13 protein-coding genes are annotated in these 17,898 nt (G+C 46.3%); 1 reads left to right on the top strand and 12 read right to left on the bottom strand.

Annotation, left to right across the window (positions count from 1 at the left end):
- Window positions 1-12 precede the first annotated feature (12 nt).
- The 8 genes from CWE13_RS10435 to CWE13_RS10400 form a co-directional block, all read right to left on the bottom strand.
- Window positions 13-2,256: a glycosyltransferase gene (locus CWE13_RS10435; RefSeq protein WP_126808404.1), complete on the bottom strand. Its 2,244-nt coding sequence runs from the start codon at window positions 2,254-2,256 to the stop codon at window positions 13-15.
- 249 nt (window positions 2,257-2,505) lie between these two features.
- Window positions 2,506-3,618 (bottom strand): sensor histidine kinase, encoded by a 1,113-nt coding sequence (locus tag CWE13_RS10430; RefSeq protein WP_241973680.1) that lies wholly within the window; start codon window positions 3,616-3,618, stop codon window positions 2,506-2,508.
- Window positions 3,619-3,799: 181 nt separating this feature from the next.
- Window positions 3,800-5,128: a sigma-54-dependent transcriptional regulator gene (locus tag CWE13_RS10425; protein ID WP_126808403.1), complete on the bottom strand. Its 1,329-nt coding sequence runs from the start codon at window positions 5,126-5,128 to the stop codon at window positions 3,800-3,802.
- On the bottom strand, window positions 5,129-6,313 hold the full coding sequence (locus CWE13_RS10420; RefSeq protein WP_126808401.1) for an FtsX-like permease family protein: 1,185 nt from the start codon (window positions 6,311-6,313) through the stop codon (window positions 5,129-5,131).
- Window positions 6,314-6,325: 12 nt separating this feature from the next.
- Window positions 6,326-7,630, bottom strand: a complete 1,305-nt coding sequence (locus CWE13_RS10415; protein WP_126808399.1) for an ABC transporter permease — start codon at window positions 7,628-7,630, stop codon at window positions 6,326-6,328.
- 1 nt (window position 7,631) lies between these two features.
- Window positions 7,632-8,345, bottom strand: coding sequence for an ABC transporter ATP-binding protein (locus CWE13_RS10410; RefSeq protein ID WP_126808397.1), 714 nt, complete (start codon window positions 8,343-8,345; stop codon window positions 7,632-7,634).
- A gap of 15 nt (window positions 8,346-8,360) precedes the next feature.
- On the bottom strand, window positions 8,361-9,629 hold the full coding sequence (locus CWE13_RS10405; protein ID WP_126808395.1) for an efflux RND transporter periplasmic adaptor subunit: 1,269 nt from the start codon (window positions 9,627-9,629) through the stop codon (window positions 8,361-8,363).
- Window positions 9,630-9,782: 153 nt separating this feature from the next.
- Entirely contained in the window at window positions 9,783-10,727 is a 945-nt protein-coding gene (locus CWE13_RS10400; protein ID WP_126808393.1) for a helix-turn-helix transcriptional regulator, read from the bottom strand.
- Between the two features lie 126 nt (window positions 10,728-10,853).
- Between CWE13_RS10400 and CWE13_RS10395 the strand changes: the two genes are divergently transcribed.
- On the top strand, window positions 10,854-11,522 hold the full coding sequence (locus CWE13_RS10395; protein ID WP_241973679.1) for a glutathione S-transferase family protein: 669 nt from the start codon (window positions 10,854-10,856) through the stop codon (window positions 11,520-11,522).
- Window positions 11,523-11,562: 40 nt separating this feature from the next.
- On the opposite strand, the gene CWE13_RS10390 is transcribed toward CWE13_RS10395, so the two are convergent.
- The 4 genes from CWE13_RS10390 to CWE13_RS10375 form a co-directional block, all read right to left on the bottom strand.
- Window positions 11,563-12,774, bottom strand: coding sequence for an NAD(P)/FAD-dependent oxidoreductase (locus tag CWE13_RS10390; RefSeq protein WP_126808391.1), 1,212 nt, complete (start codon window positions 12,772-12,774; stop codon window positions 11,563-11,565).
- Window positions 12,775-13,035: 261 nt separating this feature from the next.
- Window positions 13,036-16,071, bottom strand: a complete 3,036-nt coding sequence (locus CWE13_RS10385; RefSeq protein ID WP_126808389.1) for a ligand-binding sensor domain-containing diguanylate cyclase — start codon at window positions 16,069-16,071, stop codon at window positions 13,036-13,038.
- A 337-nt stretch (window positions 16,072-16,408) separates the two neighbouring features.
- Entirely contained in the window at window positions 16,409-16,747 is a 339-nt protein-coding gene (locus tag CWE13_RS10380) for a GreA/GreB family elongation factor (RefSeq protein WP_157980958.1), read from the bottom strand.
- Between the two features lie 350 nt (window positions 16,748-17,097).
- Window positions 17,098-17,853 (bottom strand): DUF3667 domain-containing protein, encoded by a 756-nt coding sequence (locus CWE13_RS10375; RefSeq protein ID WP_126808385.1) that lies wholly within the window; start codon window positions 17,851-17,853, stop codon window positions 17,098-17,100.
- Between the last annotated feature and the right edge of the window lie 45 nt (window positions 17,854-17,898).

The following is a 17,898-nucleotide window of genomic DNA, read 5'->3' as shown; positions in this document are numbered from 1 at the left end:
TTCAGCCATACCTTAGCGTAACCAAGGTTGACCATCATGATGTTGCGCCAAAATATAGCCGTAAAAATCGCGAATGCGTTTGCTTACGGGGGCTACATCATAGCCTTCGGCGAATTCTCTGGCTTGGTCTCCAAGCTTTACTCGCTTGTTGTCGTCTTCTAACAACTCGATCAGCTTATTGACCCATTGTCGTTGATTGTGCGCAGTTTTATACCCGGTGACACCATCCTCAATTACATCATCAATACCGCTAGAACGCACGGCGACTACTGGCGTACCAGCCGCCATCGCCTCTAAAATAACCATACCTTGGGTTTCTGATTGTGAAGCAAATACAAATATATCGGCCAACTGGTAATAGTGGGGCATGATTTGTGGCTCTACTTGCCCGGTTAGTATTACGTTTTCTGAAAGCCCAAGTTTATCGATGCATAGCTGCAAGCGTTTTTTGTAAGGGCCATCGCCTACTAACAGGAGTTTGTATTTCGGATGTGCTTCGCCCGCTAGAGCAAGTGCTTCGAGAATAAACTCGATATTCTTCTCTTTACTCAAGCGCGAAACACTGACCAGAACCTTCGTATCGCCTCCAATATCATACTTATTTCGAAGCGCTTGCATCGCCTTCGGGTCTGATTTACGAAACCGTTCGGCCTCAATGCCCGTAGGTTGCACCAAAGTGTTGGTGCGCACACCAATGAGCCGTAAGTATTCTTCGGCTGAATGCGTAGGCACGATAACGCCTTGGCACTTATTGGAGAATCGGCGAATCAGCCAGTGTGAGATCAGGTTGCGGAATAACAAGCCCGGTAACGGCACAAAATGCGCATAGTGCTCCAACCTTGTGTGGTAGGTGTACACCACGGGAACTTTCATGAGCCGGCCCATAAACTGCCCCAGCCAACCTAACCCGAAAGGGTGGTGTACATGAATAATATCAGGCTTGAAGCGCTTCACCGCCGATGCGAGCCGCCACGATAAAAAATTAGCAAAGCGGAACTCCCCTTTATCGCCGGTGGCCAATAAAGTTGAGGCGCGAATTGTGTCATTATCATCATCCCACTTTTGCCGATAGGTTGGCACAACGGTAAGCACTTTATCGCCGAGTTGCTGTAACCCCATACGTAAGCGCTCAATTGAAATGGTAACGCCGGAAACAAAAGGGAAATAGTTGTTTGAGTACATAGCTATACGCAAAGGTTTGCTGAGGTACTGTGTTGAATCGATGTCGAAATCTGGGTAGAAATCGTGGTCGCGCACTACGTTGCGGTAAATATACGAGGCGAATACCGCGAGTACACCAATCACCAATAACAAGCGCCAAATACTTACATAAACAAAACTGTGAATGGCGCCCCAAAAGCTCACGATAGCGCGCCGCCACCAAGGCCACGCGCTTTGTATATATTCTGGTGTAATGGATATGTCGTTCGCACGCACGGTAACGCGCAGAAAATGATGCCGGTGATCGGATTGATCCAGCATTAGGCCACCAGCGCCGCCGGTGATCACGTATCGCACACCATTTTCTTCAACCTCAGTGAACAACGCGAGGTTGCTCGAAAACACCATATTTACTTGGTTATCTTCGAATATACGCTTGAGTTCGTTGGCGAAATGGGTGTCGGTGAAATATTCGTCGATTTGAAACAATGCCGTATCTTCGAATTGTTGGTGCAAGGGTAACCCGATGAATACGATACGCTTTTGCGCTTCTTGTTGTTTAAATAAACGCTCAAGCCAGCTTATTTGCCAGTTGTAGGGCGTTTTTCCGGTGCCATCGAGAAAAACAAAATGGCTTTCACCTACCATGACATCGTATACATACGGGCCGAACTGTTCGTAAAATTTAAAACTACCAAAATCACTTTCTTCATTTGCGCCAAATGTCAGCAAATAGGGGATTTCAAGTTGAGCAAGTAATTTATGGAGGTCCCGATAACTCTCCGGCTGACCACCGGCAATTGCATTACCTGCTGAAATCATAAATTGGTAATCACCCGAATTTAACTGTGGAATGATTTCATCTTGGAAAATAGCATGTGAGTTATTAATGTTGCCCACCACCGCAAAGGTGAGATCGCTGCTGCCTTCGGCGTCACCGGTGATTTCTTCAATTTGTTCTTGATGCACGGAACGGATATCGGGTGCGCCGAGATGAATGTAAATCTGGTAACCGATCAAACCGGCAATTAGTGATAGGTTTATCCAGTAGATGAATTTCCATAGAGGTGCTGTATGCGATGGGCGCTTTTTCATCGGATTCCTTTTTCTACTCAATATTTCAAAACACTAAAGCAGTAAATACATGATGAGCCTTTCTGGCTTGTTTTTATATGGTATTGCGAGCGCTGATGTCAGTGTACATATATCTTGATTATAACACCTTTAATTTCAGGCTATTTTTCTCGTTTTTTACTGATACCATGCTTATGGTTGCTTTTATGCTGTGAACCGCTGGGGAATCTGAGAAGTATCTCTATTGTCGTTGTTGAAAACGTATCAATATCATGCTTTTGGTAGCGTAATTATGATTTCCAAACCGGGAGGCCGATTATGTAAACTGATCGCGCCGTTATGAGCTTCAATGATATCGCGAGATAAGGTTAAGCCAATACCCGAGCCCATATTTTTACTGGTGTAAAAGGGAATCAGCGCGTTTTCTAGCGCCTCATCATTCATGCCTCCGCCTGCGTCTCGAAGGGAAATAGTGAGCTGCTGTTTGCTTTCAGAAAATAGCAGAAAAATTTGTTCTGGAGGCGACCCTGATTCGTGTGCGTTTTTCAGAAGGTTAACTAACATTTGCTGAAATTGTTTTCGATCAGCGCGCCATTCTAGTGCAGGTAGCTCACCCTCAAGTTCGAACTCATATAAATCTTGAAGCTGATTTATCAGCCGAGGCCAATTCATAACCTCGAGTATGGGTGGAGGGAGCTTAGCAAAACTTATATATGCCTGAACAAAATCATTCAGTTCTCGGCTACGCTCGTTGATGGTATCGAAGAACTGTGCGAGCTCGCTTTGGTTTAGTTCCTGTGCTCGTTGCTGCCCCGAAAATGCTAACGATGACAAAGGCGCTAACGTATTGTTGAGTTCGTGGCCGATGATTCTTAGTAGTTTTTTCCAAGCAGTAAGTTCTTCGCGACGAATTTCTCGGGTAAGCGGTTTTATCAGATATAACCAATGCAGCTTATGGTTTAGCTGAAAGTGATTCGCCGAGATATGCCAAACCGTTTCATCGTGCAAACGAACTAATCCCTGCCGTTGTTTGGAAAGCGCTTTTGCTAACTCAGCTTGATTAGCTACAACAGCACTTAATTTACTGCCTACAAATGATTTTCCCGTGTTGATGAGTTGGCATGCAGCTGGATTAACCATCAGCACATTCTCGTTTGCGTCGGTTAAAATAAATGCGGTAGGGCTGCTCTGCAAAACCGTGTCTAGCAATAATTCGCGCTGATAAAGAGTACCTCGTTCCTTTTGTAGTTTTACCGACATTGAATTTAAGGTGTTCGCTAGGGGGCCTAACTCACGAACCCTAAGTTGATTCGCACTGGTGTTGAAACTGCCGTCTTGTAAGTTCTGTGCGTGATGATTTAGCGCCTGGATTTCTTTTTTCAAAGGGCTCAGCGCCCATCGGCTTGCGAAAGCTAGAACTATGCCACCCAGGCAAATGGCAGCAGTGAGCAGCGGAATGTCTGGGAGGTAGATCAGTTGCACTACCAAAGCCATACTCGTTAGTATCAAGCACAATAAGTTAAACCGGCTGGCGGTAACTAAATTGAATCTATTCAACCATAGTTTAAGGCGGCGCAAGTTTGTAGTACTCCATGCGGCGATAAAGTGATTGCCGGCTTATACCAAGCTGCTTTGCTGCTCTTGATATCACCCCGTTTGAATCTTTTAATGCTTTTTCTAGTTCTTCGCGGCCGAAATCATCAAGTGTGCGTTTACCGGAACGCTCCTCGTTCGGTAAACCGAGATCGGCCAGTTGAACTTCGTTGTTTACACCGAGTAAATAAGCGCGTTGGCAAACGTTTTGGAGCTCTCGGACATTACCCGGCCAAGAATACGCGAGCATACGTTCTTCTGCCTCAGCGCTAAGCTCCTTTTTTCCGGCAAGAAAATAGCGTGCGAGAGGCAGAATATCGTCTGGTCTCTCGCTCAGCGCAGGAAGAGCCAACTGCACTACGTTTACCCGATAATACAAATCTTGGCGAAATAATCCTTGGGCAATCGATTCCGTTAAGTTTGTGTTGGTGGCACTTACAAGGCGAACATCTACTTTTCGAGTAACGCTTGATCCGAGCCGTTCATATTCACCGGTTTGAAGAACGCGTAATAGTTTCGCTTGGCCTTCTAACGGTAAGTTACCGATTTCATCTAAAAATAGAGTGCCACCATCAGCGGCCTCAAAGCGGCCTACGCGAGTTTTGTTGGCACCACTGTACGCGCCCGCTTCAGCGCCAAACAACTCAGCTTCCATCAGGTCGGTTGGTAGAGCGCCCATATTTACTTTTACAAATGGTTTATCTCTGCGTTGCGAGTTCGCGTGGAGGATATTTGCAATGCCCTCTTTACCTGCACCATTTGGGCCGGTAATGAGAACCGATGCATTTGCAGGGGCCAGTTGCAGTGCGGTTTGTAACAGTTGCCGCATTTGGCTACTGGCAAATACTAAACCACATAAATCTTTACCGGCAAACGCAGCACTGAGCTCCTGTTGGTTACGACGTTGTTCTTCGGCGAGATGCTTTAATTTTAATGCGTTTGCAACGGTAAGTAACAGGCGGCTGTCGTTCCAAGGTTTAGCAATGTAGTCGGTTGCACCTGCTTTAACCAGCTCCACAGCGGTCTCAAGTTGTGTCCAAGCGGTCATTAAAACAATTGGAATTTGCGGATATGTTTCGCGAATATCAAAGAACAACGATTCACCCTGAACGCCATGCATCTCTGCAGGGCTAAAGTTCATATCTTGCAGTACGAGATCGATGTCCTGTTGCGCTAAAACCTTCAATGCTTCCTGCGGAGATTGGGCAAGAAATACCGCATAGCCCTGCAATGAGAAAAGTGTTTGCAGGGCCTGACAGACTGGGTGATTGTCATCAACGACTAAGATTTTTAGTTTCATTTAGAGAGCTTTCGTCGCGTGAGCCGGAGAAACCCGGGTGGCAATAGATGCAGGATACCATGTAGCTATAGTGACACAAAGCAGAAGGAGTACAGACGCCCCAACAGGTAACCATAATGGCAAAGGACTAAGCGAAATAATTTTCGCCAACTGCTGCTGTAAAAGGTAGCTTGCTAGAATCCCGAGGATTGCACCAAATCCGGTGGTTAGCCAACTTTCGCTTAATACTTCGAAAAGAATTCGCGTTTTGTTAGCACCCAATGCGCGTTTAATGCCGATTTCATTTTGTTGTTGTAACCCATGGAAAAGTGCATGGCTATACGCTGAAATCATCGCAACTAAAAGCATCATGGCACTGAGCGCAGATAAAAGAATAGCGAGGCCACGTTCCTGCTGAAATACTCTTCGGTGGAGCTGGCGCAGAGTATTCACTTGCAGGACGTCGGTTTCCGCTTCCACTTGCCGCAACACATCGGCTACTTGCTGGCGAACTCGATCAATAGCGCTTTTTTCAACGTTCAATATAAGGCTATAACCATGCTCGGCACTAGGTAATTTTTCGTTGAAAAACAGTGCATAGTATTGGTCACTAGAAAAACGTTGATACATGATGTCAGCAACTACGCCAACAACTGTTCCAGTATTTATGAGTTGACCGACCGCCTTCGAACTTTCGCCGAATAGTTGCGTTGCTAACGTTTCAGTTAAAACCACGCTGTCGGTTTCTGAATCTTCTGCGGTAAGCCATCGACCATGTATCAATGTCATTTGCAGTGCATCAAAAAGTTCTGGATCAGCGAAATTAAAGGGCACAGCTGGGATATTTGTCGTTACCTCTTGATCTTCAACATATGTATTGCCGTTCATTCCCCCCGGAAGCAGAGGCGTTTGATTGGTAAAACTGGCATGGCGGACACCAGGAATTAAACGCAAAGCCTCTAATTGGCGTTGAATTAAGCCCCCAAGAGCCGGCTGTGACATCAGGTTGTCGTCCGTAGGGTTCAAATCGACGGTAAGTGTCGAATCTAAATCGAGCCCTGTAGGTTGGTTGCTTAATGAATAAGCTTGGTGGCTCAGAAGAACGCTGTTACTCAATAGAGCAAGTGTTAGCGTAAGCTGAACCAGAAGGAGAACAGTAATTACTTTCCGTTGTGACAGTGATTTTAATAGTAGAGTGATGCTCATAACGTTTTCCTGTTACTTTATTTGTCGGCTTAAGCTGCCGAAAGAAGCACGGATTGCGGGATATACAGTTACAACGTAGCTGGCAATCAAAGCAATCAAGGCCATAACCGCAACCATTTCAATATTCCAGCTGGTAAGTGTTCGTGTAGAAGGCAGCAGAGTAGTAATGAGCTTGGTGGCTCCTGCAGCAACGAGTAGCGAGAATACAAAAGCGATGGTTGCGCTAACGAGAACATCAGCTAGGATTTGTTTTTGTAACTGACCTCTACTAGCACCAAGCGCCCGCCGCAAACCGAACTCGTATTGGCTGGCCAGATAGCGATTCAACGACAAGTGACTGGCATTAAATAAACACACAATCAAAAACAACAATGATACGAGAGCGAAGACATCAAGTTGGCGGTTGCGAGCATCAAATGCTTCCGCGATGTTGCTCATATTTGTGAGCCGGTTCGCTGATGGCCGCGGATGCCGGCCCGCTTCTTTCTCGCTTTGTACTACCTGTTGCATGAATTGTTCATAAGCCGCTTGCTGCTCTGGTGTATCGAGCTGCACCCAAAACTGGGATTGAAAAAAATAGCCTTCACGACCGTTTACTGCGAAATTCTCATTGTAGTTCCGATTATCTTCCGATCTTGTTCTGGTGTTCGATTTTATCGATAGATCGTAAGCCGTTTCCCAAGGCAAATAGATATCAGCTGTTTCGGCCGCGCCATTCCCGGCTTGAACATCATACAAGCGCGGAAGCAGAGCCCAATCATCAAGCACACCAATAATTTTAAATAGCTCATTGCCCAGTTGTAAGGTTTCACCAACGACATTCGTTTCGCCAAAGAACCGCTCGGCGCTCGCCTTACTGAGAATAATTTCAAGCCGGGCGGCATCGTCAGGCCAACGGCCCCCGTGTAAGAACGGCACATCAAACAAAGTAAAGAAATCGCGTTGCGTAGCTCTTAAATGAACGGGTGTTGGGCTACGTTGTTCTGCACTGGGAAGCCTAGCGTAACCCGCAGATTGGAACATTGCCGCTTTTGCCGAGGGAATATCACTGGTGCTTAATAGTTGAACATCACGATAGCTCAGTATTCGATGAGGCTCGCGTGAACCGTCTTCATGAGCCCCAGCGTTTATCTGAGGAAAAAATAGAGTATGGCTCTTATGGGGCAGTGGGTCATTGTTGAGCCAATAATAAAGCGTAGCGTTTGAGAAAAATATCCCTAAACCTAAGCTGAGTATCAAAATGGTTAAAAAATACGGAGCGGGAGCACGCTTTATGCCCCGTAAAGCTAACATTAGCTCATGGGTAATACGTTCCATTTTAGTCTCCCAGTGTTTCAGCTAAAGGCTGGCTTAAAGGCTGATATAGGGTGGAATCATGGAGTTGGCCATCCACAATTTGTATGTGTCTCGCTGCGCGCCGAGCTTGATCTGGATCGTGCGTAACCATTAGAACGGTGCAGCCTTGCTCATTAATCTGTTGCAGCAATTCCATGACTTGGCGCGCCATTAACGAATCGAGATTACCTGTGGGTTCATCGGCAAGCAGAATACGAGGTTTGCCAGCAATAGCCCGCGCAATAGCAACCCGCTGTTGTTGACCACCGGAAAGCTGGCCAGGCAGGTAGCTGCTTCGTGCCTGCAAGCCAACAAGCTCTAATGCCTCTTCAATACGTTGCTTCCGTTCTTTGGCATTGAAACCGCGGTAGCGCAAAGGCAACTCGATGTTGTCGTAGATACTAAAATCTTTTATCAGATTAAAGCTTTGAAATATAAATCCGATTTTCTCGTTTCTAAGGCGAGATAAAGCGGCATCTGATAACCCTTGTACCGGCTGGCCATCAAGAAAATACTCGCCGCTATCGAAGCTCTCTAAGGTACCGAGGATGTTTAGCAAAGTTGATTTGCCTGAGCCCGAAGGGCCGGTAAGTGCTGCAAAATCGCCTTCTTCAATGTGTAAATTAATATCTCGAAGTGCGTGCGTTTCAATGAGCTCGGTACGGAAAATTTTGCTTAAATTATTGATAGTTATCATAAGGACACCCTGTTCTTAGTTAATATTTACAATTTGATGATCTTTAAATTCGGCTAGGTTTGAAATAACCCATTCTTCCCCTTCAACAGCACCTTCGAGTATTTCAACCCATTGCACAGATACCGCACCTAACATGACATTCTTACGAACCGCTTGATTATCTAGCACTTGGTAAGCTTGGCGGCCTCCTCCGGAGCTAACAAAATCACCGCGAGGAATTTTCAACACGTTACTTTTATGCTCCAGTATTACCCGGGCGGTTAAGCGCTGGCTTTGTCGTAGTTGAGTAGCATCTGATTCGGTAAAGCGCACACGAGCAATAACCTGATTGTTGCGAACTTCCGCGGCAATTGTGCTTATAGAGCCGGTTAACTGTTCACCTCCGAGGGTAATATCAACCTGCTGCCCCGGTTGTAAATCGCGGGCATGGCTTTCTGGAACCGAGAGCTCAGCTTCGTATTGGCTTAAATCGATAACGGTGAGCAACGCTTGTCCCGGAAGAACATGGCTTTGTTGTTCGGTAAGCCAGCTGCCCAATTGCCCGGTTACTGGCGCGGTAATGTTGAGGGCTGCAACTCTGCGTTCGAGTTCATTGACCACAAGTTCTTGGCGATGAAGGTCTTGTTCTCGTGATGTTTGTTCAAAGCTCAATTGCTCAGCAGCCAGCTCTACTTTGCGCTTTGCATGGTTGTACTCCATTTCCGCGCGGGTGAGGTTATCTTGGGCAATATCAAAATCCAGCCGGCGAATGACATTGAGGTCAATTGATTGCTGCGCTCGCTGTAGTTCGCGTTTAGCAGCAAGTAAGTTAACCTCGGCCGTATTCATTAGTTGCTCCATATCTAACCGCTGTTGCCGCGCCATCAACGTTGTACGTTCTGCTTCACTTTGCATGCGTGCATAAATGGACGCCTCTTGCTGCAAATTACTTTGCAATTCAGGGCTAGCAACCGAAGCTAAGAGTTCACCCTCGAGCACACTCTCCCCGGGTTGCTTAAATAGTTGAACTTGGCCAAGCTCACGGCTGTATAACGTTGGGGCGTTCGCTGCAACGATCCGGCCTTGAACCGAAATATCGCGTAATAAGTCACCCCGTACCACGGTTGCAATTTGTAGTTGATTTCGCTTCACAACGAGCCCAGAGGTAGTTGAACTGAACTGAAAAAAGGCGATAACCAATATCGCAATAAAAATAGTGGCGAACATGATAAAAATCACTCGCTTGGACGTTTCCTTTGTGGGGCGTTCAATTACTCTGTCTTGTTGTGATGTATCTTGAATCATGAATGCTAAACCTATTTTTTTAAATATGGTTTAGATAAAGCAAGAAGCGGGCCAGAAATTTATCCCATTGATTTTTATGGATATTCTAATTTTGCATTATTCAGGTAGGTGTCCGCGGACACCCGTGTTGTCCGGAAGTGAATGATCGGACAGTTAGCAGTAACTGAGAAGTTGTTCGGCGCGCTGGCGCATAGCACTTTTTAATTCGTTAGGGCTGATTATAGTGAAATCAAAAGGTAGGCGCGTTAGCCACCACGCAAACCAGTGCTCACTATCGACCATGGTTTCAATGAATACAAAATCACCTTCTTGCTTCAAAATATTTGCACTTGAACCTAATTCTCGTTGCGCGTTCGCTAGATCGGTGTGTAATTGAACCCGCACCTCTAAATTGCCCTGCATGGAGCATAAACTTTCTTTGAATTGGTCGGCGGCGTTATAGTTCTCAGGCCGCTCAAAGGTTGCTTTCAATAATTTCACTTCTTTCAACCTATCCAAACGGAAGATGCGCAACGCTTGCCGAAGTTGGCAAAACCCGCCTATGTACCAATGCCCCAAGCGATAAAACATACCGTAGGGGTCTACCTCACGTTGCAGTTCAGGTTGATCTTGACCAACGTAAATAATCTCCACCCGCCGTCGAGTCTCTATGGCTTCCATCAAGGGCATTAACAACGGTTGCTCTTGCGGTAGGCCGGTATTTGGCAGAATTAGATTGGTGTGCTGTGTAATTGAACGGGCTCGTGCTTGAATGTGTTCAGGCATCACACGTTCAAGTTTTGCTTGAACACTAGTGAGTGCCGGAGATGTATCGGTTAACTGCAAAGCCTTTGCTGCCAGTAAACCTAACGAAAGCGCGAGAGTTTCTTCGTGCGTGAACATCATTGGCGGTAGCTTAAAACCTGCCACCAACATGTAGCCCCCATGCGGACCATGTTCCGTTGTAACCGGAATACCGAGTTCTTCAAGCGCACTGATATAACGCCTAACGGTTCGTTTATCCACACCAAGTAAGGCTGCAAGCTCGCTACCCTTTAAACGCTTATGAGATTGCAGTAACTCGAGCAACGCGAGTACGCGTGTTGTTGGGCCGGCCATTTGGTTCGTGTTCCTAGCATTGGGAAATTTATTTTGAATAATTATTTTATATAGGGCTAATTATGACCTATATAGCCAATATAGTTCTAATTAGAAATAAAACCCATACAAAAAAGGAGCTCGGCTATGCAGAAAGATATGCAGAAAAATGCACAAGAAGGCACGAAAGAAATTGTTTTTTACACTAACCCGGAATCTCGCGGATGTATTGTTCGCCGCATGTTGGAAGAACTCGGTGTGCCCTATACCACAAAGGTACTTAGTTATAACGGTGATATGAAAACATCGGAATATTTAAAAATTAATCCACTCGGAAAGGTACCTGCGCTAAAGCATGGCGATCTTGTGGTTACTGAAGCAGCGGCTATTTGCGCTTATCTTGCTGATCGGTTTCCTGAGAAACACTTAGCGCCATCGCTAGATAGCCCAGAGCGTGGAACCTACTATCGTTGGTTGTTCTTTGCCGCCGGCCCAGTGGAGATGGCTACTAGCGCAAAAGCATGCGGTTGGGATCTTAACGAAAACCAACAGATGGTTGGCTCTGGAACCCATAAAGATGTTTTGGAAGCCCTAGAGCTGGCAATTTCTAACGGTCCGTATATCTGTGGTGAACAGTTTACGGCGGCGGATGTTTACGTTGGTAGCCATATTAGTTGGGGTATGCAGTTCAAAACATTAGAAGAACGCCCTTCATTTAAAGCCTATGTTGAGCGAATAGATGCCCGGCCAGGAATTAAGCGCGCTGATGATCTGGATAATCAAGCAAAGATTGCGTTACAAACCAGCTCAGAGTAAGCACTAAAGCTATCTCGCGGTGTGTGGCCGCGAGATAGCTTTATTTTATCCGGTTGAACGAAAATAGCTTTGCTAGCTTGTGCGTGTTTCCTTCGATTTGATCGCGAATTAATTTCGCGCCTATCATGCTGTAAGTAATGCCATTGCCTCCATACGCCATAGCGAACAATACTCTTGGACCATACTGCTCGTGCGGACCGAAAAACGGCAAACCATCGTCTGTTTCAGCAAAGGTACCGGCCCAACAAAAAGCCGGCTTCAGTTCGAAGTTGGGGAATATTTCAGAGATACTGCTGATTAGTTTATGGCATTTTTCCTGCACTCGAGCATCGCGCCGTGCGGGAATATCAACCTCGTCGTCTTCACCACCCACCAATAAACGTCCTTCACCTGTGCAACGGAAATATAAATATGGGCGAGCGGATTCCCACATCATAGTAGAGGTTAGTTCGCCTAAAGCATCAGCATCCATGGGGTCGGTTATAAACGCATAAGTACTCAGGTTTTTCGCCACTTTTTGCGGTAACCAATTTTGCGAGGCGTAGCCCGCCGCCATCACAACATATTGGCAGCTAAGTTTGGCCCCCTCCGCGGTACGTAACGTAACACCGTTATCGTGTGGGGTTATTGCTTCAATGGTGGTGCGATCAAATACTTGCCCACCGCGGGCTACTAATCGTTCCAATAAATGGTAGGTCATGCGGTAGGGGTCAATGCGAGCTGCGTGGTGGGTTAGAATAGCCCCCGATGATAGCAGGCCGTAGCGTTCCTTCACTGCATCTGCCGCGAGCCAGTCAGCTTTAAACCCATGCTTACGCCGTAATGTGAACTCATCATGAAGTATGTTCTTGTCTTCCGGTTGGCTAGCGAAATAGAGGCTCTGCTGGCGAGCAAAATCAACATCACCCACTTCGGATGCGAGTTCAGCAAGTGAATCAATAGCATCAGCGCAGCCGTGGTAGGCCATCGCCCCGTTTTCTTCCCCATACCACTTCACAAGGTCGAGTAAGTGCGTGTCAATTTCATACTGCAATAAAGCAGTGCTAGCCGATGTGCTGCCCCAACCGATGTCGCGGTGCTCTATCACCGCAGTGGCAAAGCCGTTCGAAACCAATTCGTCGGCAATTAAGGCGCCAGTTATTCCGCCACCGATCACGATAACATCACATCTTATATCAGACTTCACGGCAGGGAAGGTCGACATCAGACCATTTTTAACTGCCCAAAACGGGTATCCACTTTTCAGATCCATAGCTCCTCCGGAGCGCGTCTGCGACCCGACGGGGATAGTCGTGGAAGAGGCACGGATTTTCGCTCTGCAAAAAACCAAACCGCGAGTTGCTCAGGCAACAAGTCATGCAACAAGCGGGCACATTCTACAACTCTAGTAGTGTATGGCTGCTTTTGCTTGCTATTCGATGTAAGTAAACGGAAAGTTTCTGCAATAGATGTAAAAAGTGCGGTTCACAATAAGAAGCTTGCAAAGCCGCACGTTCGTGAATTTGATTATCGATTAGGGTTTTACTTTGTATTCAGGATCGTAAGCGGTTATCCGATTGCGGCCGAGTTCTTTGCCTTGGTAGAGAGCTGAATCGGCGAATTGCATCCATTTATCAATAGAGCCATCTGCTGCTTTTCCTTCGTAAACGCCAAAGGTGGCGGTAACATTCAGGTTTTCACCTTTGTACTGCACAACCATAGCTTCTAGCGCAGAACGAAGCGATTCGCATACCTTAAGCGCGCCCGTTAACGGTGTATCGGGTAACAGAATGGCGAACTCCTCACCGCCCCAGCGGCCAACAATATCTTGTTCGCGCAAGCTCTCTTTTGCTAATTTACTCACTGCAAACAGCACTTGATCGCCGGCCTCATGACCATGTTGGTCGTTAAAGCTCTTGAAATGATCGACATCGAACATTACGAGCGTAAGCGGCTTATTGTGGCGCTTCGCATGAGAAATTACGGTTTCAAACTTCGCAGTAAAGCCTCTTCGATTCGGAAGTTTCGTTAGATAATCCGTTTGCGATTGCTCGCGAAGCTTTTGAGCAAGTGTTTCAAGTTCTTGAGTGCGCTCTTTTACTTGGTTATCAAGGCGGCGATTCAAGCGAGCAAGGGCAGCAAATCGTAGTTGCGCAATGAGGGCTAGCAGCACAACAATCAGGATACCACCAAAAACCCAAACCCAAGGGCTCGCCCACCAAGGCCGATCAACGACGATGTTGAGTTGTAACGGCTCATCACCCACGATACCTAAACTGTTGCGCCCTTCTATTTCTAGAACATACTCACCGGGAGGTAACGTAGTGAACGTAAGCTGCCGTAACTCGGACCATTCGCTCCATTCGTCGTTTAATCCGAGTAAGCGATAGCGGCCAGCGTTCGCTGATGCACCTTTAAAATCGAGCACACTGTACTGAATTACAACACTACGGTGATCGCGTGCTAAATGAAGCGATGGCTGAATGAAATGCAGGCGCCCCGTAATATCTTCATCATCAACCCACAGGCGGCTTAAACCAACATTCGGCCGAGCACGGCTCACATTTAGATTGTCAGGCTCGAATTCTAAAGCGCCTCTTACCGTGCCTGCGTATACACGTCCTGAAGAGGTAGCATCAACGGCTGCCCGTAAAAACTCCGATGCAGTTAGCCCGTCGTTGGCACCAAAATTTAGAAACTGTTCACGATCGCGTTCGTAAAGTGAAATTCCTCGGCTTGTCGTCATCCAAAGCCGTTCAGCGTTTTCACCACCAACTCCAGGTGCCCGCGTTAACCCAAGTACACGATCGGAAGGCAACCCATCGGATCGCGAGTAATGCTTTATTTTCTTCGCATCGAGATCAAGCTTCAGTAAGCCATTCTCAGAGCAAACCCAGAGTTCGTTATTTTTGTGCAGGAATAAACACAGCATACCGTCGCTTGGTAACCGCCCTTGCCAGTTTTCTTCCTCTGCTATTTGTTGAAAAGGAATCCAAGTTTCACGCTCATCGGCTTTGTACCAAAGCCCGGAAAATCGGGTAACTAACCAAAGCCCTTTTCCTTCTTGTTCTACAAGGTCATATACAAGATCTCCGCGCAAATCATTTAACGCGGTAAAGTGCCAACCTACTTGCAACCTTTCTTCACTAGCGCCGATATCGAAGTAGGCAAGTCCTCGTCCCCAGAAGCCAAACCATAAACGACGCGACGAATCCTGAAAAATCTTCGTTACAGCAGTGGATTGAATACCTAATGCTTGCAGTATCTCGGTTGCTTCTGTCAGTGAGTTGGTGTCTTCGTCAATAAAATAAAGTGAAGCGTTAGTGGCAACCCAAGTGCGGCCAGTATCGTCGGTTTCTATAGCTTCCACGCGTCGTGATACATCGTCCGCAGGAAATAGCCAATGTTGCCACGTTTGATCGGTAGCTTGTCGACGAGCCACACCATTGGGAATACCGAACCATACATCATTGTTTGGCTCCACATGCACAGCACTAATTGTTCGTTGTAACAGTGATCGGATGGGTTCAGGAGCGTGTTCCGCTGTTAACTGGAAATCGCTTGTTAGGGGATTGCTACGCAAAATGCCTTGGTCACGAGCACCCAGCCAAAGTGTGCCGCTTGTATCAGTTGCTACCCGCCGTATATCAACATCGGTAGCCCGAACAAAGCTCCCGTCCGGCGCGGCGAGGTATTCGAGGCTATTCGCATCAACCAAATATAATCCGTTCTCAGCGCCTGCCCAAATTTTGTTATTGCCTTGCGGATAAAGTGTATTAACCCGAGGCTTCGTTTCACTCGCGTGGTTACTTGGAAACTGCACCTGCGTAAATTGCTTCGCGTGCGGCTCAAACTCAAACACGCCGCTATCGATACCTACCCAAATCCGATTATCCACCACCCGCACGGTTCGGATTTCGTTTATACGATTGTTGCCATATCGCTCAGGAAAAGGCAGGAACTGCTGCCACTCCGTACCGTCCTCATTGGTGCGATAAAGCCCAGAAGTGGTTGCAAACCAGAGATGTTCATCAAGCTCTGCAATACCCCAAATCCGTTCCTGATGAAGTGGGTTACTGGCGTTCAGAGCACTTAGTTGGTGATCGTCCACCATAACTAAGCCATTGAGGGTGCCTGCCCATATGCGCCCTTGGCTATCTTCAAAGATAGTTTGAACACGATTGTCGGGAAGGGCGCTGTTGTCAGTGTTAAATACTTGAAATTGGTTTTCTTCATGCTGCCAAAACAGCAACCCCGATCCCCATGCGGCAGCCCAAAGTTCATCGTTCTGCGTCATCATAACCGCTGAGTAACTCACCCGGCCGAGATCATTGTTTTCACTACCCGCCCAACGCGTTAATTGATAGCCATCGTAGCGAAGCAGCCCATCGGTATCACCCGCGAACCACAAAAAACCACGAGAATCGCGAAAGATGTCATAAACGGAAGATTGGCGGCCACCCAGTTCGTCGGCAAATCGTTCGAATGAATGATGCTGAGCCCACGCAGAAGGAATTACAAACGCAAAAACAAGACATGTCGCAATCAGAAACCGGGCGACAGAAATCATAAACTGTTCTCTTTTTAAACATATACCGCAATACTAAATCATTTTGAAATAAAGGAATAGATGGGTTTTGGAGTGATACAGTAACTTTATGACTATGTAGTTGATGAAGAATAAGGGCTCCAAAGAGGAGCCCTGCGGGTTAGTCGCTATTGGTTTGTTTCTTTTTCTTTTTGTCGCGACGTTTTTCTTTTAATGATTTTTCTGCTGGCTTTTTCGCCTTTTCTTTACTCATGAATTCACCTTTGAAAATGTTAAATGCTTACTGCATCATTCTGCAGTTCGTAATCCAACACCTTGGTTACTCCATGGCGCTACCCTCCTCAAAAGAACTATGGAATTAAAAATCGCCAGAACTCTGCCTTATATCATTGATAATCCATCTCCCTTTGCGGCCAGCATTCGCTACATTTATTTCGGAACCTATTTGTAAACCAATTATCGCGGCTCCAAGTGGGGAGAAGTAGGAAATTCTATTGCGAGAGGGATAGCTATCACTGGGTTCAACCATTTGTATTTCTAAGCTCTCGGTAAAATCAGAGGAAATCAACGTAACGTAACTTCCAATACGCACGCGTTTCTCTAACGTGGCTTGGTGCGTTGAAGCTAGTTTAAAGCGGTTAAGCAATGAGGCAAGTTGGACATCGTCCAATAGCAACTCACGACTACTCTCTTGCAATATAGGGTTTTCGGAGCAAATTGAGGTTTTGCAATACCTGAACAACTGAGCAAGCACGGTAATATCTCCAACCGAACTAACATAAAGTGAGCGAACAGGATTTAGCGCCGAGTAAGGGTTACTCGGCTTTAGACAGGGCGGGTGAGAGACATACTCAAAAAGCAGTGTTTATACTTGTATCGAAACATGATGACCTCGTGAAGCAACACAAGCATCATAGCGCCTTAAAAACTTAAAGCAATGTTCGGACGGGTAAATCGGTATCGCTAAGTAAGTTTCCTAACCCCATGGAGTGGCGGATTATGGGCGATATTGATAAGTGATGAAATCGAACTCTAGAGGAATTTAAACTAAATTCCTCTAGAGAAGAATCCTTCAACGAAGCCACGCATAAAGCCAACATAGAAAAACAAATAAAGCGCCATGATGCCCAAAACTAAAACTATTTTTACAACTGAATGCTGTTTGCTTGAATATTGAATCACGCGCCAAAGCATTATGGCCATGTACACAGTTAACGCCGCAACTACGAACCATTCCGCGGCGGCTTGCCCTGCACCTGACGTAAACCAGAATAATAAGCTAGCAAGAAGAATAAGAAGCATGCTAAAGCTGTGAAAGTGTAGGCTTATCAGTAAAGCATTGCCAAAATTGATGTGATGTATCTTCTTTACGAGCCAAACAAGAGCTGCATAGCTTAGTGTTAAAGTAACAAGAATAACAAAGGCTGATTGTAGTAATTCAAAAACCACCGTTTCTTGGCCTGAAAAGAGTAAATCACTGTAGTAAGTTTTCAGAGCTAAGCTATTTTCTAGCATCAAAGACATGAGCAAGATAAAAACAAAGCTAGTTGAAAAGAACAACCGAATAGGGCCTACAAAAGAAGCTCTTTGCCCCTCCATATAGGTTATGGAAAGTTCCCCAGGCTCCGTAACAAGCTTTCGTAGCGTTCGCCACGCAGTGCCTTCAAGTGCAATATACTGATCAAAGAAGCTATGGGTAGCATTCCAAATACCAAAGCTCTTGAGTTCAGTTGCTTGCCCACATTGATGGCAATAGCGAGCCGTATCGGCTACCTGTGTGTTGCAGTTTTTACAATTTTGCATGGGAATCTTGGCCACTCTGCTATTTACCCTATACTTTAGCTACCT

This window comes from Aliidiomarina shirensis (assembly GCF_003987345.1).
Taxonomy (GTDB): domain Bacteria; phylum Pseudomonadota; class Gammaproteobacteria; order Enterobacterales; family Alteromonadaceae; genus Aliidiomarina; species Aliidiomarina shirensis.
Note: the sequence above shows the minus strand (reverse complement) of the source record. Positions and strands in the feature narration are given on the sequence as shown.

Excerpts from the sequence above, each read along its gene's own strand:
- CWE13_RS10435 (WP_126808404.1), bottom strand. The coding sequence starts at position 2,256 with ATGAAAAAGCGCCCATCGCATACAGCACCTCTATGGAAATTCATCTAC.
- CWE13_RS10425 (WP_126808403.1), bottom strand. The coding sequence starts at position 5,128 with ATGAAACTAAAAATCTTAGTCGTTGATGACAATCACCCAGTCTGTCAG.
- CWE13_RS10420 (WP_126808401.1), bottom strand. The coding sequence starts at position 6,313 with ATGAGCATCACTCTACTATTAAAATCACTGTCACAACGGAAAGTAATT.
- CWE13_RS10415 (WP_126808399.1), bottom strand. The coding sequence starts at position 7,630 with ATGGAACGTATTACCCATGAGCTAATGTTAGCTTTACGGGGCATAAAG.
- CWE13_RS10410 (WP_126808397.1), bottom strand. The coding sequence starts at position 8,345 with ATGATAACTATCAATAATTTAAGCAAAATTTTCCGTACCGAGCTCATT.
- CWE13_RS10405 (WP_126808395.1), bottom strand. The coding sequence starts at position 9,629 with ATGATTCAAGATACATCACAACAAGACAGAGTAATTGAACGCCCCACA.
- CWE13_RS10400 (WP_126808393.1), bottom strand. The coding sequence starts at position 10,727 with ATGGCCGGCCCAACAACACGCGTACTCGCGTTGCTCGAGTTACTGCAA.
- CWE13_RS10395 (WP_241973679.1), top strand. The coding sequence starts at position 10,854 with ATGCAGAAAGATATGCAGAAAAATGCACAAGAAGGCACGAAAGAAATT.
- CWE13_RS10390 (WP_126808391.1), bottom strand. The coding sequence starts at position 12,774 with ATGGATCTGAAAAGTGGATACCCGTTTTGGGCAGTTAAAAATGGTCTG.
- CWE13_RS10385 (WP_126808389.1), bottom strand. The coding sequence starts at position 16,071 with ATGATTTCTGTCGCCCGGTTTCTGATTGCGACATGTCTTGTTTTTGCG.
- CWE13_RS10375 (WP_126808385.1), bottom strand. The coding sequence starts at position 17,853 with ATGCAAAATTGTAAAAACTGCAACACACAGGTAGCCGATACGGCTCGC.